Here is a 23,819-nt window from a genome sequence, read left to right as displayed (position 1 = left end):
GTTCAGGGGTGAATGTGCAACTTCGTGGTTGCATGTTAGGAGACCGGAAGGCGATGCGCAACCAAAAGGTTGCAAATGTGGATTACGCGCGCGCTCAGAGATCCAGCACCAGCCTCTGCCCCTTGCAGCGCGACACGCACAGCATCATGGTCTTTTGCGCCGCCTTCTCCGCATCCGACAGGTACTGGTCGCGATGGTCGGCCTCGCCGTCGAGGATGGCGGTCTCGCACGACCCGCAGATGCCCTCGCGGCACATGCAATCCACCTTGACGCCGGCCTTTTCGATGGCGCGCAGCAGCGACTCATCCGCCCCGACCTGCAGCGTCAGCCCGCTCTTCTGCAGCACGGCCTCGAATGCGCCGCCGGTGGCATCCACCTCATTGCGGAACTGCTCGAAGTGGATCCGGCCCGCATCCCAGCCGGCGGCGCGCGCAGCGTTGACCACCGCGTCGTTCAGCACCGATGGCCCGCACACATAGACATGCGTATCGCCCGGCTGCGTGGCGATCAGCGCGGCGATGTCGAGCATGGTGCCGGTATCGCTCTCATAGAGGTGGAGCTGGGCGGGCTGCAGCGTGCCCGGCAATACGTCCAGGTGGCCGAGGCCCTGTCGGTATCGCCGTCGGCGGTGCACAAGTGGACTCGCGGCGGCGAGATCGAGTACGAGCGCCTGCTGGCGCTGGCGCGCTTCCTGGGCGTCAACTGGCTGTGGCTGCGCTATGGCGAGCAGGCCATCGCCGACCTTGAGACGAGCACGGCATCCGACCCGCACATCAAGGAACTGCGCCAGAAGCACCTGGCCGAGATCATGGAAAGCGAGGCGCGCATGAAGTTCGCGCAGGAGGTCTCGGGCATCGTCACGTGGGAATGGAACGTGCTGACCGACGGCCTCATGTACTCGTCCAACGACGTCACGCTGTTCGGCCGCCATATCCGCAACATGGACGACTTCTGGGCCTGCGTGCATCCGGCCGACGTCGCACGCCTGCGCGAAGTGCTCGAGCGCACGCTGGGCGCGCAGGAGATGCACGAGTGGGAGTTCCGCGTGGTGCACGCGGACACCACACGCTGGATCTCGTCGCGGGCCACGCTGGTGCGCGACTTCGAGCAGCGCCCGGTCAAGATGATTGGCGTCAGCCTCGACATCACCGAGCGCCGCCGTGCCGAGGCCGCGCTGCGCCAGAACGAGGCGCTGCTGGCCAAGGCGCAGGAGATCGCGCACCTGGGCGGCTGGTACTGGAACATCCAGAACGACGACTGCGCCTGGACCGACGAGGCCTACCGCATTTTCGGCTGGGCGCCGCAGGCGTTCAAGGTGACCATGGACCGCTACCTGTCGTCGATCGTCGAGGCAGACCGCGCGCGCGTGCAGGCGGCCATCCGCGCGGCCATCGTCGACAAGGCGCCGTACCGCGTCGACTACCGCATCACGCTGCCCGACGGCAGCCACCGCGATATCCACGAGGAAGGCGAGGTCACGCTGGACGAGCACGGCAATGCGCTGACCATGGTGGGCGCCTCGCAGGACGTCACCGACCAGAAGCGCGTCGAGGCCGCGCACCGTGACAGCGAGGAGCGCTTCCGCGCCACCTTCGAGCAGGCGGCGGTGGGCATTGCGCACGTCGACCTGAACGGCCACTGGCTGCGCGCCAACCGCAAGCTGTGCGAGATCCTCGGCTATGACAACGCCGCGTTGCAGCAGCGCACGTTCCAGGAACTGACGGTCGCCGAAGACCTGGATGAGAACCTGGTGCTGGTCCAGCGCCTGCTGGACGGCGAGGTGGAGACCTATACGCTGAAGAAGCGCTTTATCCGGCCCGATGGCTCGACGGTGTGGACCAAGGTGACGACGTCGCTGAGCCGGCGGCCCGGGGATGGCGAGCCGGGGTACCTGATTGCGATTGTGGAGGCGCTGGACGACGGCGCGCAGGGTGAGGCGGGATCCGGCTCAACGCGCGCGCCGCGGCGGCGGGCGGCGGACAAGTCGCGCCAGGCGGTGTGAAGCGGAGTCCTCGCCGGTCGGTTGCCGATGAAACAATCGTTTCTCGTAGTTCAATATGAGCCGGGTTGCGAGGTATTGCACTAAGTGAACTGCGCTATGCGTGCGGAAAGATGGGCATGAAACAATCGTTGCGCATCTGGCGGACTCATACTTATACTGCGAGGACACCGCCCTCCAAGCCACCATGACCCACGTATTCCATCGCAATCCGCGCCAGAAGCTGCCCGTTGCCGTCGCCGGGCAGGGAATCGAACTGATCGACAGCGAAGGCCGGCGCTATCTCGACGCCTCGGGCGGCGCAGCCGTCTCGTGCCTGGGCCACGCCCATCCGCGCGTGATCGCGGCGATCAAGGCGCAGCTCGACACCATCGCCTACGCGCATACCTCGTTCTTCACCACCGAAGTGTCGGAGACGCTGGCCGACACGCTCGCGCAGGCCGCGCCGGGCGACCTCGACCATGTCTACTTCGTCTCGGGCGGCTCCGAGGCCGTGGAATCGGCGCTGAAGTTGGCGCGCCAGTACTTTGTCGAGCTGGGGCAGCCCAGCCGCCGCCACTTTATCGCGCGCCGGCAGAGTTATCACGGCAATACGCTGGGCGCGCTGGCGATCGGCGGCAATGCGTGGCGGCGCGAGCCGTTCCTGCCGCTGCTGGTGCCGGCGCATCACGTATCGCCGTGCTACGCCTATCGCGACCAGCAATCCGGCGAGACCGATGCGCAATACGCGCAGCGGCTGGCGGATGAGCTGGAAGCGAAGATCCTCGAACTGGGCCCCGATACCGTGGCCGCCTTCGTCGCCGAAACCGTGGTGGGCGCGACCGCCGGCGCGGTGCCGCCGGTGGGCGACTACCTGAAGCGCATCCGCGCCGTCTGCGAAAAATACGGCGTGCTGCTGATCCTGGACGAGGTGATGTCAGGCATGGGCCGCACCGGCCACCTGTTCGCATGCGAAGAGGATGGCGTGGTGCCCGACATCGTCACCATTGCCAAGGGCCTGGGCGCGGGCTACCAGCCGATCGGCGCGATGCTGTCGACGCGTCGCATCTACGACACCATCGTCGGCGGCAGCGGCTTTTTCCAGCACGGCCATACCTATATCGGCCATGCCACGGCATGCGCCGCGGCACTGGCGGTGCAGCGCACGATTGCTGAAGACAACTTGCTGGCCAATGTGCAGGCACGTGGCGAACAACTGCGTGCGCGGCTGCGCGAAGCGTTGGGCGAGCACCCCAACCTGGGCGATATGCGCGGGCGGGGCTTGTTCGTCGGTGTGGAGTTCGTAGCCGACCGCGACAGCAAGGCCACCCTCGATCCCGCGCTGAAGACGCATGCGCGGCTGAAGTCGGCCGCGATGCAGAACGGGCTGCTGGTCTATCCGATGGGCGGCACGGTGGATGGCGTGCACGGCGACCACGTGCTGTTCGCGCCGCCGTTTATCTGCACGCCGCAGGATATCGACACTATCGTGGAGCGCTTTGCTGCGGCAGTGCACGCGGTGCTGCCGGCGGCGGCGACTGCTACGGCGTAGGGCCAAAGGGGCGGCAAGCGTCGTCCTCAGGATGCTGAGAACGCGTCCATGCCGTCGGTGTGCTCCCCTCACCCGCCTGCGGGAGAGGGGAGACAACACTCTCAGTTGTGGCGTTGTCAGCCCTTACCGTTCAGCTCAGCGACGTTCAGGCGTCCAGCTTGAACTCGCCGACCACCTGCTGCAGCTCGGTGGCCTGTCCAGCCAGCGCGCTCGAGGCGCTGGCGGCCTGCTCGACCAGCGCGGCGTTCTGCTGCGTCACGGCGTCCATCTGCGCCACCGCTTCATTGACCTGCGCGATGCCGGCGCTCTGCTGCTCCGACGCCGCGGTGATCTCGCCCAGCAGCGTGGTCACGCGGCCCACCGACTGGACGATCTCGTGCATGGTCTCGCCCGCCTGGCCCACCAGCGCCGAACCGCTGTCCACCTGCTGCACCGAAGCGTCGATCAGTTGCTTGATCTCCTTGGCCGCCGCGGCGCTGCGTTGCGCCAGCGTGCGCACCTCGCCCGCCACCACGGCGAAGCCGCGGCCCTGCTCGCCAGCGCGGGCGGCTTCCACCGCCGCATTCAGCGCCAGGATATTGGTCTGGAAGGCAATGCCCTCGATCACCTCGATGATGTCGGTGACCTTGCGCGAGCTGGCGCTGATCGCCGACATGGTCTGCACCACGTTGCCGACCACCTCGCCGCCGCGTGCCGCGATACCGGATGCGGCCTCGGCCAGGCCGTTGGCGGCGCGCGCGCGTTCGGTGTTCTGGCGCACCATCGCGGTCAGCTCGCTCATGCTCGACGCAGTCTGCTGCAGCGACGCGGCCTGTTCCTCGGTGCGCTGCGACAGGTCGGTGTTGCCGGCGGCGATCTGGTGCGAGGCCGCGCCGATCGAATCGGTGGCGGCCTTGATGCGCGTCACCAGGCCGGTGAGCATGTCTTCCATCTCGCCCAGCCCGCCCAGCAGCCGGCCGAATTCGCCGCCACGCTCGCTCTCGAATTCCTGGCTCAGGTCGCCGGCGGCCACGGTCTCGGCGATATAGACCGCCTCGGACAGCGGCGCCTCGATGCTGCGCGCAAGGCCCCAGGTGGCGACCACGGCCAGGCCCAGCCCGACGGCGCCCAGCGAGATCAGCAGGTTGCGCGCGTCGGTGGCGCCCTGCATGTGCGGCAATGCCACCGCAATCCCAATCGCCATCAGCGACCACATGGCGCCAAATGCCGCGCCCAGGCGTATGCGAATCCCCAAATTCTGCATGTTGCTACCGTCCCCCCTTAAAGTGCAGGCGCCGGCGCGCCCGCGCCGGCGTTTCCCGCTAACCCGCGCCATCTGCCTGTCTCGCGATTTTTCGCTGGTCAACGTTTGCTTAACGTCGGCGGCGGGCGAAGCCTTTAGGGTTTGCTTACCCTGCCTTGGGAGGGGGTGCCACCGGGTCAGGCGGCCGCCGCGTAGTCGGTGTAGCCGCGCTCGTTGCCGCCGAACAGGCTCTGGCTGTCGAACGCCGCCAGCGGCAGGTTGGCCGCATAGCGGGCCGGCAGGTCAGGGTTGGCGATAAACGGACGCCCGAACGCGACGAGGTCAGCCAAGCCCTCGCCCAGGATGCGCTCGCCGCGCGCCTGGTCGTACTTGCCGGCCACGATCACGCGGCCGCCGTAGGCGCGGCGCAGCGCATGGCGGAAGTCCTCCGGAATCTGGGGCGCGTCATCCCAGTCCGCCTCGGACAGGTGGATATAGGTCAGGCCCAGCCGGTCGAGCCGTTGCGCGAGTTGCAGGATGGTCGGAATGATCTCCGGGCAGTTCATGTTGCGCTGGGTGATAAAGGGCGCCAGGCGCATGCCGGTGCGATCCGCGCCGGCTTCGCCCGCCACCGCGGCGGCCACTTCCTCGGCAAAGCGGATGCGATTCCCGATCGAGCCGCCGTAGGCATCGGTGCGGTGGTTGGAGGTGGTGCGCAGGAACTGGTCGACCAGGTAGCCATTGGCGCCGTGGATTTCCACGCCGTCAAAGCCGGCCCGCATCGCGTTGGCGGCGCCGCGGCGGAAGTCCTCGATCACGCCGCGGATATCGGCTTCGGTCATCGCGCGCGGCACGGGGCAATCGACCATGCGGCCGACGCCGTCCGCGCCGGCGACCCAGACCTGCGCATCGGGCGACAGCGCCGACGGCGCCACCGGCAGTCCATCAGGGTGGAAGCTGCCATGCGACATGCGGCCCACGTGCCAGAGCTGCAGCACGATGCGCCCGCCGGCGCGGTGCACGGCGTCGGTCACGCCGCGCCAGCCCTGCACCTGAGCCTCGCTGTAGATGCCGGGCGTAAAGCTGTAGCCCTGGCCCTGGCGCGAGACCTGGGTGGCCTCGCTGACGATCAGGCCGGCGCTGGCGCGCTGCGCGTAGTACGCCGCCATCAGCGCGTTGGGCACGTCGCCGGGCTGGCTGGTGCGGCAGCGGGTCATCGGTGCCATCACCATGCGGTTGGGCAGGGCCAGCGGCCCGAGGGTAAGGGGGTTGAACAGGAGGCGTGAAGTCATGGTGGCGGTTCCTGGTGGTTGGAGGATGGTTTGCCCGGGAAAGACTCAGAAGTCGTCGCCGGATGGCGCGGCTTGGGTGCTGTCGTAGTGATGGCTGGCAGCGGCGTGCGCGTCCAGGGGCACGTCCAGCTCGACCACGAAGCCGCCGGGCAGCCCGACGAAGAACTGCGTGGTGTCGTCGGCCGGCACCCGGGCGATGCGGAAGGGCAGGCCGCTGGCGCGCAGCCGGGCGATCACTTCCGCCGCCGGCGTGTCGCTGCGGAAGGCGATATGGCCGAAGCGGACTGCGCCGTCCTGTGCCGACAGGGCGGGGTCATCGACCGCATGTACCGCCGCCTGCTCGCCGGCGTACAGCCACAGGCCGGGAAACGGGAAGGGCAGGCGGTAGCCCGGGCGCAGGTCCATCACGCCTTCGAATAGCAGGCGCAGCGCATGGCGGTCGCCGGCCGAGACATTGACGTGGTCAAAGCGCCAGGCAGGTGCGTCGGCTTCGGCGACAGGCGTTGCGATGTTCATGGCGTGCAGGCGTTGTGTGACGATGCGCCATCGTCGCAGCTGCCATCCATTTGAAAAACCCCGCCCTGTTTGCGGCCGGTATCAATTAATATTTGAAAATCCAAGCCGACCCCGAGGTTCGACCAATGAAGGCCCTGCAAGACCTGGATATCTTCGTGCGCACCGCCGACAGCGGCAGCCTGTCGGCTGCGGCGCGCGCGCTGGACCTGACCCCCGCCGCCGCCAGCGCCGCGCTCAAGCGGCTGGAGGCAGAGCTGGGCGTGCCGCTGTTTGTGCGCTCCACGCGCACCATGCGGCTCACCCAGCAGGGCGAACTGCTGCTGGCGCAGGGCCGCCCGGCGCTGGAAGCGCTGCAACAGGTCGGCCAGCAACTGGCCACGGGCGTGCAGGAATTTCGCGGCGCGCTGAAGCTGTCGGCAACCTCGGACTTTGGCCGCAACCTGCTGCTGCCGTGGCTCGATGCCTTCCAGGCGCTGCACCCCCAGGTGGAAATCCGGCTGCACCTGTCGGACCGCCTGGCCAATATCTACAGCGAGCCGGTCGACGTCGCCTTCCGCTACGGCAAGCCGCCCGACTCCAACCTGGTGGCGCTGCCGGTGGCGCCGGACAATTGCCGCGTGCTGTGCGTAGCCCCGAGCTATCTGGCGCAGCACGGCATCCCCGAGACCCCGCAGGCGCTGTCGGAGCACAACTGCCTGTGCTACATGTTCGGCGACGAAGTCCACGACCGCTGGCGCTTCTCGCGCGACGGGGCCGAGCCGGTGACGGTGCGCGTCAGGCCCTTCAATGTCTCCAACGACGGCGATGTGGTGCGCCGATGGGCGCTGCTTGGCAAGGGCATTGCCTACAAGGCTTACTTCGACGTGGCCGAGGACCTGGCCGAAGGGCGGCTGCGGGCGTTGTGCGCGGACTGGGGCACCGAGGCCTCGCCGCTGTACATGGTGGTGCCGGGGCGGCGCCAGCTGACGCCGCTGCTGCGCGCGCTGCGGGATTTCGTCGCGGAGCGGACGGCGGCGCTGGCCGCGCTTCAGCCTTCGCGATAGTCAAACGTCTCGAACCACGACGCCAGCGCGTCCCTTGCTGGTGCGCTGAGATTCGCGCCCGGCACTGCCACCGTGCCCAAGCGGCAAGCCTGCACGGCATAGTGCCGCACGCCTTGCTCCGCAAGCGTGCGCGCCAGCGTCATCAGGCGGGCTTCGCTGAGGCAGGCCGGATCCCAGGTCGTGCGGCATTCAAACGGACAGGACGCGCGTAGCAGCAGCGCAAGGCTTGCCTGCACGCTTTGGTAGCCGCCGGGCCGGCCCACCAGCGCGTCATGGGTGTCGGCGTCGGCCTTGATGTCGAGCCCGACCCAGTCCAGCGCAGGCAAGACTGCCGCCAGCCGGTCCGGGTAGATGCCCGCGGTGTGCAAGGCGACCTTGAAGCCGAGCGCTTTCACGGTGTTCACGAGCGCCGGCAGTTGCGCTTCACTGAGCGGCTCGCCGCCGGAGAACACCACGCCGTCCAGCAGCCCGGCGCGGGTCGCAAGCCAGTCGGTCACGGCCGGCCAGGCGTAGGCCGCATGGCGCCGCTGCAGGTGGGTGTTGTGGCAATAGCCACAGCGCCACGGGCAGCCGGCGATAAACAGCACCGCCGCCAGCTTGCCCGGCCAGTCGACGCTGGAAAACGGTACCAGCCCCGCCAGCGCCGGCCCGCCGCGCAGCGCCTGCGCCGCCGCAGGCGGGGCGGCGCAGGCGTGCGGTCCGTCAATGGGTCGGGGATTCGGTAAAGAAGCGCCGCTCATGGAACTCGCCCTGCTTGCCGGTGTTGAAGGAGGAGACCGGCCGGTGGTAGCCCATCACCCGGGTCCAGACTTCGCAGCGCGTGCGCAATGCGGGATCGAGGACGGGCGTAGCAGCCGGTTGGTGCAGGTCTGTGTTCATGTGAGCTCCTTTTCAAGATGGGTTTGCGGCGCGCCGGCCGCGGCATGATTGCGTGCCAGCAGGTCGGCATCGCATTTGGGACAGAACTCGTGGTGCCCGCTCAGGTAACCGTGCGTCGGGCAGATCGAGAAGGTCGGCGTGACGGTGATATACGGCACGCGAAAGCGCGACAGCGACCGCTGCACCAGTGCCTTGCAGGCCTGCGCGCTGGAGATGGCCTCGTTCATGTACAGGTGCAGCACGGTGCCGCCGGTGTACTTGCCCTGCAGCGGTTCCTGCATCGCCAGCGCGGTGAACGGGTCGTCCGTATAGCCCACCGGCAACTGGCTGGAATTGGTGTAGTACGGCTGCTCCGGCGTGCCGGCCTGCAGGATGTCGGGCCAGCGCTTGCGGTCCTCGCGCGCGAAGCGGTAGGTGGTGCCTTCCGCCGGTGTCGCTTCCAGGTTGTAGAGGTGGCCGGTGTCTTCCTGGAAGGCGGTGATGCGCGCGCGCACGTGGTCCAGCAGCCGGATCGCCATCGCATGGCCGCGCGGCGAGGTGATGTCGTCCGCGTCGCCGGAGAAGTTGCGGATCATCTCGTTGATGCCGTTCACGCCCAGCGTGCTGAAGTGATTGCGCAGCGTGCCCAGGTAGCGCCGCGTGTAGGGGTAGAGCCCCTCGTCGATGTAGTGCTGCACCACGCGGCGCTTTTCCTCGAGCACGTCGCGGCCCAGTGCGAGCAGGCGGTCGAGCGCTTGCAGCAGCCCGGCCTCGTCGCCGGCGTGCAGGTAGCCCAGCCGCGCGCAATTGACGGTGACCACGCCCACCGAGCCGGTCTGCTCGGCCGAGCCGAACAGGCCGTTGCCGCGCTTGAGCAGCTCGCGCAGGTCCAGTTGCAGGCGGCAGCACATGGAGCGGACCATATGCGGCTCCAGGTCGGAATTGATGAAGTTCTGGAAGTAGGGGAGCCCGTAGCGCGCAGTCATCTCGAACAGCGGTTCGGCGTTGGGATGGTCCCAGTCGAAGTGCGGCGTGATGTTGTAGGTCGGAATCGGGAAGGTGAAGGCCCGGCCGCGCGCGTCGCCTTGCATCATCACTTCGATGTAGGCGCGGTTGATCATGTCTATCTCGGGCTGGAGGTCGCCATAGGTGAACGGCATCTCTTCGCCGGCGATATACGGCACCTGGCCGGCCAGGTCCTGCGGGCAGGTCCAGTCGAAGGTGAGATTGGTGAACGGCGTCTGCGTGCCCCAGCGGCTCGGCACGTTCAGGTTGAAAACCAGCTCCTGCATGGCCTGCCGCACCGCGCGATAGTCCATGCGGTCGCGGCGCACGAACGGCGCCATATAGGTATCGAAGCTGGAGAAGGCCTGCGCGCCCGCCCATTCGTTCTGCAGCGTGCCGAGGAAGTTGACAATCTGGCCGACCGCGGCCGACATATGCTTCGGCGGGTTGGCCTCGACCTTGCCCGGCACGCCGTTGAAGCCCTCCGTCAGCAACTGGCGCAGCGACCAGCCGGCGCAGTAGCCGGACAGCATGTCGAGGTCGTGGATATGCAGGTCGCCGTCGCGATGCGCACACGCCGCCTCCGGGCTGAAGATATGCGAGAGCCAGTAATTGGCCGTGACCTTGCCCGCGACGTTCAGGATCAGCCCGCCCAGGCTGTAGCCCTGGTTGGCATTGGCGCGCACGCGCCAGTCGCGCCGGGCCAGGTATTCCTCCATGGCGTTGCCGACGTCTACCTGGTCGCCCTTGCCGGGCTGCTGAAGATCGCTCATGGTTACCTCTATCTAGTGTGTGCGTGGCAGGTTAGCACTAGATATAGTGGTGGTGAGCGATCGGCGTCCGGGGTTTGCCTGCCGCTTGATGGCCGTCAAGCGGGCGTGGCGGGAGGGTTTGCGCGAGGGCCGGACTTGCGCGCGGGCAAATCCATGCCGGCAGCCGGGGAACGTTGGATGGGGCGGGCCCCGGAATGACAATCGGCCCCCGATGGGGGCCGATCGCTTCAAACAACGCTGCCGGCGCTCAGGCGGCTTGCTTCAGCGTCGCCAGCGCGCGGCGGCCGGCGGCCAGTTGCTGCGCGACTTCCGCCACGCGTGCGCCGAGGTGCTCGGCGGTACGCAGGTCGGCCAGCGGCGGCACCACCTCGGCGCTTTCATCCGCGTTGGATTGCGCGGCGGCGCCCAGGAAGAAGCCATGGCGGTTCAGCGTGTCTTCGGTCGACTTGGAGTTGTTGTGGCCCGGGGGCAGGCCCAGGTTGACCCAGTGCATGCCGTGCTGCGCGGCGAAGATCGCCATCTGCTGCAGCGTGGCCAGCTTGTCGCCCGAACGCGAGGCCGCGTTGGTGAAACCCGCTGCCACCTTGTTGGCCCACTTGCCACCCTTGGCAAAGACATTGCGCGAGGTGGCGTCCATGAATCCCTTGAACTGCGCCGAGGCGCTGCCCATGTAGGTCGGTGCGCCGAAGATGATGGCGTCGACCTGTTCCAGTGTATCCCAGTGCTGGTCGATGTCTTCCACCGGGATCAGCAGGCTTTCGGCGCCTGCGACGCTTCCGGCGCCGCGCGAGACCGCCTGGGCTTGTTTGGCGGTATGGCCATAGCCGCTGTGGTAGACGATGGCGACGCGGGTGAGTTGGGTGGTGGTCATGGTGTCGGGTCCCTGATGGTTTCGAAAATCTGAATACGCTTATGCTGCAGCTGCGTGATGGAGTGGTGCGGTTGCAGCGGGTGGTGAAAGCAGTGTAGGGAGCGGATGGCGCTGTTGCGTGGACATTCCTGCAACCATTTATTGAATTTTTTTGAACATCGCGGAGCCCGGTGATGGCATCGCCCCGCCCGCGGGTTTTCCCGCAACGCCGCACGTGGCAATGGCAGTCCGGACACGATAAAGTTGCGACACATCCACCTGTGGCCGGCACCCCAAAGATGCCCCGCAACCGCTTCCGACACCCATGAGACCAGGCGGCACGCAGCGATTGGCGGTCAGGCAGGGCCACCGTCTCCTTATTCCGATCCCTGCCCGGCACGCGCTGGCACTCGCCGTGCTGGCGCTGGCCGGCGCGGGCGCGCATGCCGCGGATGCGCCTGGTACGGAAGCGGCCGTCGCCACCGCCGAGACCCTGCCCGATGTGGTGGTCAGCGCCACCCGCAGCGAGCAACGCCGTTTCGATGCGCCGGCCGCGGTCGACAGCGTGCCAGTCGATCCGCTGCGCAGCGCCACGCCGCTGGTCAACCTGTCCGAGGTGCTGGCCGGCGTGCCAGGTGTGGCGGTGCGCAACCGGCAGAACTACTCGCAGGACCTGCAGCTGGCGGTGCGCGGCTTCGGCACGCGCTCGACCTTTGGGGTGCGTGGCGTACGGCTGTATGTCGACGGCATTCCCGCCACCATGCCCGACGGGCAGGGCCAGGCTTCCACGGCGGATCTCGCCAACGCCAGCCGGGTGGAGGTGCTGCGCGGTCCGTTCGCGCAGATGTACGGCAATGCCTCGGGCGGCGTGGTGCATGTGTTCACGCCCGATCCTCCCAAGGATGGCTTCACCGGCCGCGCGTCAACGGGCTTTGGCTCCGACGGCCAGTGGCAGGCCGGCGTGGCGCTCGCCGGCGGCAATGAGCGGCTCGGCGGCACGCTCGATGCCTGGACTTACCAGACCGACGGCTACCGCGACCACAGCGCGGCGCGCCGGTACCAACTCAACGCCAAGGTCGTGGCGCAGCCGGCCAGCGGCACGCGCGTGACCGGCCAGTTCAACTACTTCAACCAGCCGCTGGCGCAGGACCCGCTCGGCCTGACGCGCGCGCAAGCCGATGCCAACCCGCGCCAGGCGGTGCCCGCCGCGACCCAGTTCGACAGCGGCAAGAACGTCGAGCAGGCCCAGGCCGGCGTGGTGGTAGACCACCAGCTCACCGAGGCCGACAGCCTGTCCGCGCGCCTCTACGGCGGCACGCGCAACCTGTACCAGCGGCTGGGCTTCAGCGGCGCAGCGCCGAACTCGGCCGGCGGCATCGTCGACCTCGACCGCACCTACGGCGGCGCCGCGCTGTCATGGAGCCGTCGCACCACCGCCAATGGCCTGCCGCTGCTGTGGAGCGCGGGCCTGGAAGCCAACGGCATGCGCGACGGCCGCAACGGCTACGTCAACCAGGACGGCACGCAGGGCGCGTTGCGCCGCGATGAAACCAATACCGCGACCGACCTCGGCGCCTTCGCGCAATTCGACTGGACCTTCCATCCGGCGTGGCAACTGGTGGGCGGCGTGCGCGCCAGCCGGGTGCGGCTGGGCATCGACGACCATTTCATCACCGCGGCCAGCCCCAACGACAGCGGCAGTTCGACCTACAGCAACGTCAGCCCGGTGCTCGGACTGGTGTGGCACGCGCTGGACTCGCTCAATGTCTACGCCAACCTCGGGCGCGGCTTCGAAACGCCGACGCTGACCGAGGTCGCCTATGGCCCCAGCGGTGTCGGCAGCAACCTCGGCCTGCAGGCCTCCACCAGCCGCCAGGGCGAGATCGGCATCAAGTGGCAGGCGGCGGGGCAACGGCTGGAGGCGGCGTTTTTCGATGCCAGCAGCCATGACGAAGTCGTGCCACTTTCCAACAATGCCGGCCGCACCGTCTACCAGAACGTCAGCGGCGTGCAGCGGCGCGGATTCGAACTGGGCTGGCGCGGCGGCTTTCTCGGGCAGGTGGGGACACCGGGGCAGGGCGGGGGCAGCCGCATCGAGGCGGGTCTCGCCTATACCTGGCTCGACGCCTACTTCGGCGACAGCTTCGTCAACGCGCAGGGCCAGACCGTGGCTGCCGGCAACCGCCTGCCCGGCACCGCGCGCCACAGCCTGAGCGCAGACCTGTCATGGCGGCCGCTGGCGCCGCTGACGCTGGGCGCAGAGATGCGTGTCGACAGCCGTGTCTATGCCGACGACCTCAACACGCAGGCCGCGCCCGGCTACGCCGTGTTCAACCTGCGCGCGGGCTATGAACTCCGCATCGGGCCAACGCGGCTTTACGTCTTCGGCCGCATCGACAACATCACCGACCGGCGCTACATCGGCTCGGTGATCGTCAACGAGGCCAACGGGCGGTATTTCGAGCCCGCGCCCGGGCGGCGCTTCTTTGTGGGCCTGCGCGCCGCCCTCTGAGCCGCGCCTAGCTCTTGACCAGCAGCACCGGGCAGTGCGCGTGGGCAAGGACTCGCCTGGCCACCGAGCCGACGATGGCATCCAGGAAACCGCCGCGGCCGTGCGAACCCATCACGATCAGGTTGGCGCCGATGGTGCCCGCATACTCGACGATGCGGGTCGGCGCGAAGCCTGTGAAGCCGTGGCACTCGAAGGCGATACCGGCTTCGCCCAGGATGCCGGCCACAGACTTCATCGCCTTGTCGTTCTGTTCGCGATGCCAGGCCTCAAGGTTAGCCCGGTCGATGAAGGCCTTGATGTCGCCAGGCACATCCGGTTCGCAGTGCACCACGTGCACCACGAAATCGCGGGTGAGCAGGGGACTCTGGATCAGGTAGCGGGCGGCCGCATCGCTAAAGGCCGACCCGTCGGTCGCAAGCAGGATCTTGTTCATGGAATCGCTCCTTATGTGCGCCGGTTCCCGGCCCTGCGCTCGCGCGACGCGCAGTGGCCGCCCAACTCGTCCCCGGCGTGCGCAAGCGTCCGCCTGGCCTTGGCCCGGCTGATCAGGACGGACACGAGCAACGTCATGGCGACGGCGCCGAGAGACCAGTGCACCGGCACATGGAACCACGGCTCAGCCAGCATCTTGGCGCCGATGAAGGCGAGCACGATTGCCACGCCGTACTTCAGGTAGTGGAAATGCTGCGCCAGATTGGCCAGCAGGAAATACAGGGCCCGCAGCCCCATGATGGCGAAAATGTTCGAGGTAAAGACGATGAAGGGGTCGGTGGTGACGGCGAAGATGGCCGGGATACTGTCGACGGCGAACACCAGGTCGGTCGCCTCGACCAGCAGCACCACCAGGAACATCGGCGTCGCGTAGCGCAGGCCGTCCATGCGCAAGAAGAAGCGCTCGCCGTGATAATCCGGCGTGATCCGCATATGCGCGCACAGGAAGCGAACGATGGGATTGCGCGAGAGATCCGGGGCACGCCTGGAGACGAACAGCATCTTGATGCCCGTGAACAGCAGGAACATGCCGAACACATAGAGGATCCACGAGAACTCGCTGATCAGCCACACGCCGACCAGGATCATGACAGCGCGCATCACGATCGCGCCGACCACGCCGAACAGCAGCACCCTGCGCTGCAACTCCGGCGGCACCGCGAAATAGCCGAAGATCATCGCGAACACGAACATATTGTCGACCGACAGCGACAGCTCGATCAGGTAGCCGGTATAGAACTCCAGCACCTTGCGGTCCGCGGTCTCGCGTCCGGCGCTCTCGGCCAGCAGCCACCACAGTGCGATGCCGAAGAGCACGGCCAGGGTCGACCAGGTCAGGGTCCAGCCCAGCGCTTCGCGCGTCGACACACGGTGCGCGTGCCGGCCACCCAGGACGAACACGTCCACGAGCAGCGTCCCCAGCACCAGGATCAGGAAGCCGGCCCACATCGGCGCGGTGGCAAAGGTATCCATGCCGCTAGTGTCCTGCTCCGTCAGCAGATGTCATGGCAAGTTCCTCGCGGCGCGGGACCCTAGGCCCGCCTCGCATCCCGGTGCGTCATGCGCCGCGCATCCGGTTCGCCGCAGTAATGCAGGATTTCGGCGCGAGCGGTGTTGCGCAGGCGCATGGCGGCCGGCCAGTCTTCACCGTCCGGCCAGAGCGGGCTGCCGATGACCACGCCGATCGGCCCCCGGCGCGGCAGCCACTGGCCGTCGCGCAGCACCGAGCGGGTGCCGCGGATGGCGATGGGCACCACCGGCGCGCCGGCCCGCGCTGCCGCCAGGAAAGCGCCCGAGCGGAAGGCCTGCAGCCCCGGTGCGCGCCCGAAGGTGCCTTCGGGGAAGAACAGCGCCGAATGCCCGGCACGCACCGCCGCCACCACGCGCTCGACGTCCTCGTGCTCGCGCACGGTGTCGAAGCGATCGATGAAATCGGCGCCGATGCTGGCTAGGTAGGCGCCGGGAATACGCTGGCTCTGCAGCTCGCGCTTGGCGACCATGCAGACCGGCGTGGGCAGCGCCGCCACCAGCACGATGCCGTCCAGGTAGCTGGCGTGGTTCGAGACCAGGATGCAGGGCCGGTCGCGCGGCAGGTGCTCAAGCCCTTGCACGAACCAGGGTACCGCGCCCAGCCTGAGAAAAAGCCGGGCGGCGTGGTGGCTGAGCGCCCAGCCCAGAGTCGGCCGGTGCAGCGCAACCGATGCCAGCCAGGTCGCCGGCGCCAGCGCTGCGAACAGGAGCCAGGTGTAGAGGGCGTATGACAGGCCCGCGGCGGTCTGCCGGCCGCGCCGCAGTTCCGGCCGCAGCGCCCGCCAGCCAAAGCGCGCGATCTGCAGCCAGGGCGCTTCCATGCCGCGGCCGGGGCGTCCGTGCTCGAAGCGCTCGCGGCAGGCGGCGCGCCGGATCTTGCCGCTCGACGTCTTCAGGATGCTGTGCGGCGGCACCAGGGCGATATGGTCGGGCGGCATGCCCAGCACGTCGAGGGCGGTCTTCAGCGCCTGCCGGTGCAGCGCGCGGCGTGCCTGCACATCCTTCTCGGCGGTTTCTGCCATCACCACGATGCGTTCGGTGCCGCTATCCGGATCGGGACTGCCGAACACGGCCACGCAGCCCTTGCGTATGCCCGGGATGGCGCCGACGGCCTGCTCCAGTTCGTACGGATAGATATTGCGGCCGCCGCGCACGATCGTTTCCTTGGCACGCCCGGTGATAAAGACCTCATCGGCGGCGATATAGGCATAGTCCCCGGTGTTCAGCCAGCCGCGGTCGAACAACTGGCGGGTCTGCACGGGATTGCGGAAATAGCCGCTGGTGGCCGAAGGGCCGCGGAACTGCAGCAATCCCTCATGCCGCTCGGCCAGTTCGCGCCCGGTGGCGTCGACGATGCGGATTTCGTGGCCGGACAGCGGCCGGCCGCAGGACGGGAATTCCAGGGTCTCGCGCTCGCCAGGGGTTTCGCGCTCGCCTGCGGGCACGGCCACGGCAGTGCGCGTGAATTCGGCGCGGTCGATGCGGTCGGCCGCCAGCCCGCGGCCCAGCGGCGGAAAGGTCAGGCCCAGCGAAGCCTCAGCCAGGCCGTACACCGGCGCGGCGGCCTGCGGGCGCAAGCCGTAGCGGGCAAAGCGCTCCATGAAGGCGCGCATGGTCTGCAGGCTCACCGGCTCCGCGCCATTGAAGGCGAAGCGCCAGCTGGAAAGGTCCAGCCCGGCCAGGTCCGTATTGGCCAGCTTGCGCAGGCACAGCTCGTAGGCAAAGTTGGGCCCGCCCGAGAGCGTGCCGCGGTACTTGTGGATCGCCCAGAGCCAGCGCTCGGGCCGCGCCAGGAAGGCAAGCGGCGACATCACCACCAGCGGGTATGCGTAGTACAGGCTGCCCAGCCAGGCGCCGATCAGGCCCATGTCGTGATAGAGCGGCAGCCAGCTGACGAAGACGTCCTGCGCGCCCACGGCCAGGGTCTTGCCCATGGCGCGAAGGTTGACCAGCAGGTTGGCATGGCTGAGCACGACCCCCTTGGGCGAGCCGGTGCTGCCCGAGGTGTATTGCAGCAGGGCGATGTCGTGCGGGCGCAGCATCGGATGGACCGGGGCGCCGGCGCTGTCCTCCAGCTCCTGCGGCGTCAGCACGCTTTGCAGCGTTCCCGTGCCGGCCTTGAGCAGGGCGGCCAGCGGCCGGGCCTGGGCTACCGTGATCAGGATCGGTGCCTGCGCGTTGGCCAGGATGCCGGCGTGGCGTTGCAGGTGGTCGCCGATCTGCGCCAGCCGCGCCGGCGGGTAGAGGGGCACCGGAATCCCGCCCGCCAGCAGGATGCCGCAGAAGCTGTAGAAGTACTCGGGGCTGGTGGGCAGCATGATGGCCACGGTCGTGCCCGCCCGCACGCCGCGGGCGACCAGCCCGGCGGCAATGGCCGCGGCGCCGCGGTGCAGCTGCGCAAAGCTGATCTGCGTGTCTTCGCCGTTGCCGTCCTGCAGGATGATGTGGGTGCGGTCCGGGTGGCTGCGCAAGTGCCAGCGCAGCACGTCCGGCAAAGTGGCGGCGGCGTCGGGCGCCTGTGCCGCCGGGGCAGGGCGGGCTTGCCGCAGGTGTGCGCCGCTCGCGCCTGGCGGCAGGTCCTTGGCGGCGAGCAAGGCACGCAGCAGGGCGCGCGGGGTGTCGGCCTGGGCCAGCACCTGCTCCGGCAGGCTGACGCTGAAGCGCTGCTCGAGTCGGGTCAGCAGCTCGGCACGCGTCAGGCTGTCGAATCCCAGTTCGCCTTCGAGGGTGCTGTCCAGCGAAACCGCTACCTCGGCCTCGGATGGCGGGCGCATTGCCGAAGACATCTCCCTCACGATGCCGAGCAGGGCATCCTCGTAGTTCTGCCTCGGGGAGGAATCCTCTTTCATGCGCGTATGGCCTCTGTCCACGCGAAACGGCGGCCGCCGCCGGGTGCTGGCTGGCACGGCGGCCTGTCCGGATGGCGCCTGGACTGACACCCTTAAGATAGGCGGCGTGCGGAAATTGTCGAGGCAGGTGCCGAGCCGGGCACAGGCCGGCAAGCCCCGCACTGCACACCGATCCGAAGTTGCTGCATCGTGCACCTGGCGCAGAAATCGGCGCTCGCGCCCGGGCTGCCTTTCTATGCTGGAAGGGAGAGCGCAGACGCATTCCCGAGGATGGCAACGCCATGAACGACGATGCAGCCCTGGCCGGACGGATCCTGGAGGTCGCCCTGATGCTCGGCGAGCGCAGCGGCTGGGACGCGCTGCACCTTTACGACATCGCCGACGACATGGGAATCGGCCTGGACGAGATCCATCGGCACTACCGGACCAAGGACGACCTGGCCGAGGCCTGGTTCGAACGGGCCGATCGTGCGCTCGTGCGCATCGCCGCGCGCGAAGGCTGGGCCGCCCTGTCCTGCCGCGAGCGCCTGGAGCAGGCCATCCTCGCCTGGCTCGAAGCGCTGGCCCCGCACCGGCAGCTCACCGCCCAGATGCTGCGCTACAAGCTGCAGCCGGAGCACCTGCATCTGCAGGTGCAGGGCCTGCTGCATATCAGCAGCACCGTGCAGTGGATCCGGGAATCCGCCCGCCTGCCCGAATCCGGCTGGCGCCGTGAAATGGAAGAGGTCGTGCTGACCGGCATCTTTCTCTCCACCTTCGGCTTCTGGCTGCGCGACGGTTCGCCGGATGCCGGCCGCACGCAAGCCTGGCTCGAACGGCAACTGCGCTGCGCCGAGCGCCTCGCCTTGCGCCGCCCGGTCGACAAGGCACCGGCCCGGTCCGGATGGACACGATCACCCATGCCTTGATGGGGGCGCAGGCCGCGCTCGCCATCCCCACGGCCGAGGTCCCGGGCAAGCGGCTAAGCACACGCGAACGCCTGCTGCTGGGCGCTGTCGCCGGGGCCTTTCCGGATATCGACTTCCTGGGCTTCCTGGTCCATCCGCTGCGCTTCCTGGCGCAGTGGCACCAGGGGCCGACCCATTCGCTGCTGCTGCTTCCTGCCTGGGGAGCGTTGCTTGCCGGCCTGTTCTGCCTGGTGGCGCGCCGGCGCGAGGCCTGGCGAGAGGCGCTGGCCATCAGTTGCCTTGGGGTGGCCAGCCATATCGCGCTGGACCTGATCACGGTTTATGGCACCCGCATCTTCTATCCCGGCTCCGAACGGCGCTTCAACCTTGGCACCAGCTTCCTAGTCGATCCGCTGCTGAGCGGCATCGTCGTGTCCGGCCTGGCCCTGGCACTGTTCCTGGCGCCGCAGTGGCGCAGCCGGGCAGCACTGGCGGGCATGGCGCTGCTCTGCGCCTATGTCGGCGTCCAGGCAGTGCTCAAGCAACGGGCGCTGGAACTGGGCAACGAATCGTTGCGCGCCGCCGGCATCCAGGCGCAGGGAGTGGACGCGCTGCCCCAGCCGTATTCTCCGTTCAACTGGAAACTGATCGCCCGCGTGGACATGGATTACCGCGTCGCCCACGTCAACCTGGCCGGGCATCCGGCGTGGGTACCGCAATGGCAGGCGCTGGGGCGCCTGCCTGCCATGGCCAGGGCCTATGTGCCGCCCGGGCGCATGGCCTGGACGGCGCGGTCGCGGCTGCCAGAGGCGCCGGACGAGCGGGCCCTGGCATCGCAGCTCTGGCTGCGGCCTGACTTTGCGGATTTCAGGCAATTTGCGGTCTATCCGGCCTTGTCCGGCATAACGGCCATGCCGTCCCTGCCAATCGGTGAAACGGCCGCCTGCGTCTGGTTCACCGACTTGCGCTATGACCTGCCCGCGGTAGAAGACATCTTCCGCTATGGCTATTGCCGCGACAGTGCGCAGGCATCATGGCGGCTGCACCGGCTTGCTTACTTCAGCCGCGACCAGCGCCAGCCCCTCGATTAGGATGGCGCCACCGGCAGCGCTGCGATTGCCGACGCATGGATTTGCCTGTTCCGCGATAGGCCTTTAATGTGTCGGCTTTGGCCGGCGCGCACCGGAGTACCGGGCCCGGCCGGACCGGAGCCCGCAACATGACCACGCCCCAGCCCGACGACCGCACCCGCCGCATCATGTTGTGGGTGGTGGCGGTCGGCTTCTTCATGCAGACGCTGGATTCGACCATCGTCAACACCGCGCTGCCGTCGATGGCACGCAGCCTGGGCGAGAGCCCGCTGCGGATGCAGTCGGTGGTGATCGCCTACTCGCTGACCATGGCGGTGATCATCCCGGCGTCGGGCTGGCTGGCCGACCGCTTTGGCACGCGCACCATCTTCCAGACCGCGATCGCGCTGTTCGTGGCCGGCTCGCTGCTGTGCGCGTATGCGCCGACGCTGAACTTCCTGGTGGGCGCGCGCGTGGTGCAGGGCGTGGGCGGGGCGATGCTGCTGCCGGTGGGGCGGTTGTCGGTGCTGCGCACCTTCCCGCGCGACCAGTACCTGCAGGCGCTGAGTTTCGTTGCCATCCCCGGCATGATCGGGCCGCTGATCGGGCCGACGCTGGGCGGGTGGCTGACGCAGGCGCTGTCGTGGCACTGGATTTTCCTGATCAACGTACCGGTCGGCGTGCTGGGGGCGCTGGCCACGGTGCGCTACATGCCCAATGCGCGGCTGGCCGGCATCGGGCCCTTCGACATCGCGGGCTACCTGCTGCTGGCGGTCGCCATGCTGGCGCTGTCGTTCTCGCTCGACGGGCTGGCCGGGCTCGGCTTCCAGCACGCCACCGTGCTGATGCTGCTGATCGCCAGCATGGCCGCGCTGACCGCGTACGGTCTTCACGCCAACCGCCGCAAGCAGCCGTTGTTCGCGCTGCGGCTGTTTCGCATCCACAGCTTCAGCGTGGGGCTGCTGGGCAACCTGTTCGCGCGCATCGGCAACGGCTCGATGCCGTTCCTGATCCCGCTGACGCTGCAGGTGAGCCTGGGGTATTCGCCGTTCAACGCCGGGCTGATGATGCTGCCCGTGACCGCCGCCGGCATGGCCTCCAAGCGGCTCGCCACGCGGCTGATTCAGCGCCATGGCTATCGGCGCGTGCTGATGACCAATACCTTTGCGGTCGGGGTGGTGATGGCGGCGTTCGCGCTGATCACGCCGCAACTGCCGCTGTGGCTGCTGATCCCGTTGCTGGCGATGTTCGGCATGGTCAATTCGATTCAGTTCACGGCGATGAACACGGTCACGCTGAAGGACCTGAGCGGCGCGGGCGCGAGCAGCGGCAACAGCATGCTGTCGATGGTACAGATGCTGTCGATGAGCCTGGCGGTGACGACCGCGGGGGCGCTGCTGGCGACCTTCCAGCACCGGTTCGGCGGCGAGGCGGCCGCGGTGCTGCCGGCATTCCACGCCACCTTCATCTGCATGGGGCTGATCACCTGCGCGTCGGCGTGGATCTTCATGCAGCTCGGCGCGCAGGAGGCGGCGCCGGCATTGGCGGTGCAGGCCGGCGAGAAGGAGGTGTGAGCCGGAGGTGTGAGCTGCGGTACCGGGCCGCTCATGTCACAGGCCCACCCCGCCGGCTCAGCGCCGCCGGCGCGTTGTAGCGTGCAGCTCAGAACTTCACCGACATACTGAGCCAGTAGCGCCGGCCGTCCTCGACATAGCCGTAGTCGGTGTAGTTGACCTGCTTGTCGAACAGGTTGTAGATGCCGGCAAACACCGACACGTTCTTCGTCACCGCACAGGTCGCACCCAGGTCGACAAAGGTGTACGACGGCGCCACTACCGTGCTGGACGACGGCCCGGTGATCGGCTGGCTCTCCTTGCCACGATCGGCTGCGGGTCCCACCACGACACGCGCGCGCCCGGCCTGGGCGCTTGGGCAGGCGCCGCCTTGCCGATCAGGCCCGCGCGCCACATCGGCACCAGCCGCTCGAGCACCTGCTGGTGGCCACGCTGAACTGGCGGCCGATGGAGAAGGCATCGGCAACTGGTTCAGCGGCTGGCCCTGGTACTGCCCGGTCTTCTGTTCCGACCTGGTGTAGGTGTAGCTGCCGGTCAGCGACCAGGCCCGGGCGATGGGCCAGCGCAGGCTCGCCTCCACGCCGCGCGACCAGGCGCGGTCCACGTTCATGTACGTGGTCGGCGCGGCGCCGAACTGGTTGGGGCCGTCGGTGCACTGCGTGATGGGGCAGGCCACGCGCGTGATCTTGTCCTTGAAGTCATTGTTGAACAGCGTCACGCCGGCCTGCAGGCCATTGCCCCGGTCATACAGCAGCCCCAGTTCCTGCGTCAGCATGGTCTCCGGCTTCAGGCCGGGGTTGCCATACATATTGCCGCCGCGGCTGGTCTGGCCCCAGCCGGCCACGGTCTGGCGCAGGTCCGGCGCACGGAAGCCCGTCGACACGCCGCCCTTGACCGTCCAGCGCTCGGCCGCGTGCCAGACGCCGTACAGCCGCGGGCTGTAGTGCTGGCCGAAGGTCTTGTCGTGGTCCATGCGCACGCCGCCGGTCACGGCAAAGCTCTGCGCCAGCCGCCATTCGTCCTCGGCAAAGAGCGCCCACTGGTAGCGCTCGACCCGGCTCGGGCCGCCGGCGATCTGGTTGCCGGTCTGGTCGGCGAGGCGCTGGTCCAGGTACTCGCCGCCGACCGACAGCATGTGGTTGCCCAGCGGCAGCGCCCAGCTGGTGCGCAGGTCCAGGTTCTTGATCTTCATCTGGCGGCTGCGGTTGTCGAATTCCTCCTGCTGGATGTAGCTGTCGGAGACGCCGAAGCCCCAGCGGCCGGTATGTGACAGCGCGTATTTCTCGCTGCGATAGTCGGTCTCGGATGAGGCCGGGCAGCCGGTGCGCGGGCAGGCGGTGCCGGGCGGCAGCGGCGCCACGGTCTTGCCGACGGTCTCGCTGCGCAGCTGGCGCATGGCGGTGGCCTCGAACACGATGTCGTGGTGGCGGCTGGGCGTCAACGCGAGCTTGGCAGTCAGGTTCTCGGCGCGGCGGCCGCGGAAGCCGTTTTCGATATCGTCCTCGATCCGGTGGGTGCTCTGGCCGTACAGCTGCAGGCCCAGCAGATCGGTCTTCAGCGGTCCGGCCAGGTAGAAATTGCCCTGGTAGATATCTCCCGAGTCGCGGTTCTCCTGCAGCGTGGCGTCGCCGCGCAGCTCGCCGGTCCATTGCTTCGGCACCTTGCGCGTGATGATGTTGATCACGCCGCCCATCGCGTCGGAGCCATACAGCGAGGACATCGGCCCACGCACCACCTCGATGCGCTCGATCGCCGACAGCGGTGGCGTCCAGCCGCTTTCCACGCCGGACGAGTCGGAGTTGGTGCGGGTCTCGCGCGAGCTCTGGCGCTTGCCGTCGATCAGGATCTGCGTGTACTTGGCGCCCATGCCGCGCAGGCTGATGTCCTGCCGGTCGCCGCCGCCGCTGAGGACCACGCCCGGCACTTCTGCCAGCGCGTCGTTGATGTCCCGATATGCCTTGTTCTCCAGGTCTTCGCGCGGGACCACGCTGATCGACGCGGGCGCGTCGCGGATGTCCTGCGCGCTGCCGGCGGCGGTGACCACCACGGTGGCGAGGGTGGTTTCTGTCTTGGAATCCGCCCCGGACTCCGCCGCCTGGGCCCACGCGCCCGTTGCGCCGGTGGCGGCGGTAACAGCGCAAAGCGCCGCCACGATCCGGCTCCATTGCCCGGCCTGTATTGCCGCCCCTGCTGCCGACCCGTACCCGTTGGCGGCTTGCCTGTCCTTCATTATTTTCCTCGTTTTATGTAAATAACAATCATTCTCATATTAGAATTCCGGTTACAAATTGCTTGCCGGTCACTTTGGAAAGCTTTT

The 23,819-nt window shown here is 68.1% G+C and carries 18 protein-coding genes and 1 pseudogene; 7 read left to right on the top strand and 12 right to left on the bottom strand.

The window, feature by feature from the left end:
• Positions 1-94: 94 nt before the first annotated feature.
• Positions 95-529 carry a flavin reductase family protein gene (locus K307_RS47860; protein WP_042882182.1) on the bottom strand — a complete coding sequence of 145 codons (435 nt, stop codon included), beginning with the start codon at positions 527-529 and terminating at the stop codon, positions 95-97.
• Here K307_RS47860 and K307_RS46225 point away from each other — a divergent pair.
• Positions 482-2,002, top strand: coding sequence for a helix-turn-helix domain-containing protein (locus K307_RS46225; protein WP_230625727.1), 1,521 nt, complete (start codon positions 482-484; stop codon positions 2,000-2,002). The genes K307_RS47860 and K307_RS46225 overlap by 48 nt on opposite strands.
• A 184-nt stretch (positions 2,003-2,186) precedes the next feature.
• Positions 2,187-3,530, top strand: a complete 1,344-nt coding sequence (locus K307_RS16880; protein ID WP_042879796.1) for an aspartate aminotransferase family protein — start codon at positions 2,187-2,189, stop codon at positions 3,528-3,530.
• A gap of 145 nt (positions 3,531-3,675) precedes the next feature.
• Here the strand turns inward: K307_RS16880 and K307_RS16875 are convergent, their stop codons facing one another.
• The 3 genes from K307_RS16875 to K307_RS16865 all read right to left on the bottom strand — a co-directional run bounded on the left by K307_RS16875 (position 3,676) and on the right by K307_RS16865 (position 6,560).
• A complete protein-coding gene (locus tag K307_RS16875) occupies positions 3,676-4,773 on the bottom strand; it encodes a methyl-accepting chemotaxis protein (RefSeq protein ID WP_042879794.1) in 1,098 nt (365 codons plus the stop codon).
• A 176-nt stretch (positions 4,774-4,949) separates the two neighbouring features.
• Positions 4,950-6,044, bottom strand: coding sequence for an alkene reductase (locus K307_RS16870; protein WP_042879792.1), 1,095 nt, complete (start codon positions 6,042-6,044; stop codon positions 4,950-4,952).
• Positions 6,045-6,089: 45 nt separating this feature from the next.
• Positions 6,090-6,560 (bottom strand): hypothetical protein, encoded by a 471-nt coding sequence (locus K307_RS16865; RefSeq protein WP_042879790.1) that lies wholly within the window; start codon positions 6,558-6,560, stop codon positions 6,090-6,092.
• Between the two features lie 125 nt (positions 6,561-6,685).
• Between K307_RS16865 and K307_RS16860 the strand changes: the two genes are divergently transcribed.
• On the top strand, positions 6,686-7,603 hold the full coding sequence (locus K307_RS16860) for a LysR family transcriptional regulator (protein ID WP_042879789.1): 918 nt from the start codon (positions 6,686-6,688) through the stop codon (positions 7,601-7,603).
• Here K307_RS16860 and K307_RS16855 read toward each other — a convergent pair.
• From K307_RS16855 to K307_RS16845, 4 genes and pseudogenes are all read right to left on the bottom strand, one after another.
• Positions 7,588-8,343 carry an anaerobic ribonucleoside-triphosphate reductase activating protein gene (locus K307_RS16855; RefSeq protein WP_042879787.1) on the bottom strand — a complete coding sequence of 252 codons (756 nt, stop codon included), beginning with the start codon at positions 8,341-8,343 and terminating at the stop codon, positions 7,588-7,590. The two genes, K307_RS16860 and K307_RS16855, sit on opposite strands and share 16 nt — an antisense overlap.
• On the bottom strand, positions 8,306-8,482 hold the full coding sequence (gene nrdD / locus K307_RS50375; RefSeq protein ID WP_155301168.1) for an anaerobic ribonucleoside-triphosphate reductase: 177 nt from the start codon (positions 8,480-8,482) through the stop codon (positions 8,306-8,308). The genes K307_RS16855 and nrdD overlap by 38 nt, the downstream gene beginning before the upstream one ends.
• Positions 8,479-10,203 (bottom strand): annotated as a pseudogene (locus K307_RS16850) (ribonucleoside triphosphate reductase); the annotation flags it as partial. The pseudogene K307_RS16850 and the gene nrdD, both read right to left, overlap by 4 nt.
• 283 nt (positions 10,204-10,486) lie before the next feature.
• Positions 10,487-11,110 carry a flavodoxin family protein gene (locus K307_RS16845; RefSeq protein ID WP_042879785.1) on the bottom strand — a complete coding sequence of 208 codons (624 nt, stop codon included), beginning with the start codon at positions 11,108-11,110 and terminating at the stop codon, positions 10,487-10,489.
• A gap of 304 nt (positions 11,111-11,414) precedes the next feature.
• Here K307_RS16845 and K307_RS16840 point away from each other — a divergent pair, with 304 nt between their 5' ends.
• Positions 11,415-13,601, top strand: coding sequence for a TonB-dependent receptor family protein (locus K307_RS16840; protein WP_042879783.1), 2,187 nt, complete (start codon positions 11,415-11,417; stop codon positions 13,599-13,601).
• A gap of 7 nt (positions 13,602-13,608) precedes the next feature.
• On the opposite strand, the gene K307_RS16835 is transcribed toward K307_RS16840, so the two are convergent.
• From K307_RS16835 to K307_RS16825, 3 genes are read right to left on the bottom strand one after another with little or no spacing between them, the layout of a single operon-like run.
• Positions 13,609-14,034 carry a universal stress protein gene (locus K307_RS16835; RefSeq protein WP_042879781.1) on the bottom strand — a complete coding sequence of 142 codons (426 nt, stop codon included), beginning with the start codon at positions 14,032-14,034 and terminating at the stop codon, positions 13,609-13,611.
• Positions 14,035-14,045: 11 nt separating this feature from the next.
• Positions 14,046-15,065 carry a TerC family protein gene (locus K307_RS16830; protein ID WP_042879778.1) on the bottom strand — a complete coding sequence of 340 codons (1,020 nt, stop codon included), beginning with the start codon at positions 15,063-15,065 and terminating at the stop codon, positions 14,046-14,048.
• Positions 15,066-15,124: 59 nt separating this feature from the next.
• Positions 15,125-17,971: an AMP-binding protein gene (locus K307_RS16825; RefSeq protein ID WP_042879776.1), complete on the bottom strand. Its 2,847-nt coding sequence runs from the start codon at positions 17,969-17,971 to the stop codon at positions 15,125-15,127.
• Positions 17,972-18,252: 281 nt separating this feature from the next.
• On the opposite strand from K307_RS16825, the gene K307_RS16820 reads away from it, so the two are divergent.
• The 3 genes from K307_RS16820 (at position 18,253) to mdtD (ending at position 21,502) form a co-directional block, all read left to right on the top strand.
• On the top strand, positions 18,253-18,879 hold the full coding sequence (locus tag K307_RS16820; protein ID WP_042879774.1) for a TetR/AcrR family transcriptional regulator: 627 nt from the start codon (positions 18,253-18,255) through the stop codon (positions 18,877-18,879).
• On the top strand, positions 18,855-19,949 hold the full coding sequence (locus K307_RS16815) for a metal-dependent hydrolase (RefSeq protein ID WP_042879772.1): 1,095 nt from the start codon (positions 18,855-18,857) through the stop codon (positions 19,947-19,949). Before K307_RS16820 ends, K307_RS16815 begins: the two co-directional genes overlap by 25 nt.
• 128 nt (positions 19,950-20,077) lie before the next feature.
• Complete coding sequence (mdtD, locus tag K307_RS16810) at positions 20,078-21,502, top strand: multidrug transporter subunit MdtD (protein WP_042879771.1); 1,425 nt, start codon at positions 20,078-20,080, stop codon at positions 21,500-21,502.
• An 88-nt stretch (positions 21,503-21,590) separates the two neighbouring features.
• On the opposite strand, the gene K307_RS16805 is transcribed toward mdtD, so the two are convergent.
• Positions 21,591-23,732, bottom strand: coding sequence for a ligand-gated channel protein (locus K307_RS16805; RefSeq protein WP_080745048.1), 2,142 nt, complete (start codon positions 23,730-23,732; stop codon positions 21,591-21,593).
• Positions 23,733-23,819: the final 87 nt, after the last annotated feature.

It is taken from the genome of Cupriavidus necator A5-1 (assembly GCF_000744095.1).
Classification (GTDB): Bacteria; Pseudomonadota; Gammaproteobacteria; order Burkholderiales; family Burkholderiaceae; genus Cupriavidus; species Cupriavidus necator_A.
Note: the sequence above shows the minus strand (reverse complement) of the source record. Positions and strands in the feature narration are given on the sequence as shown.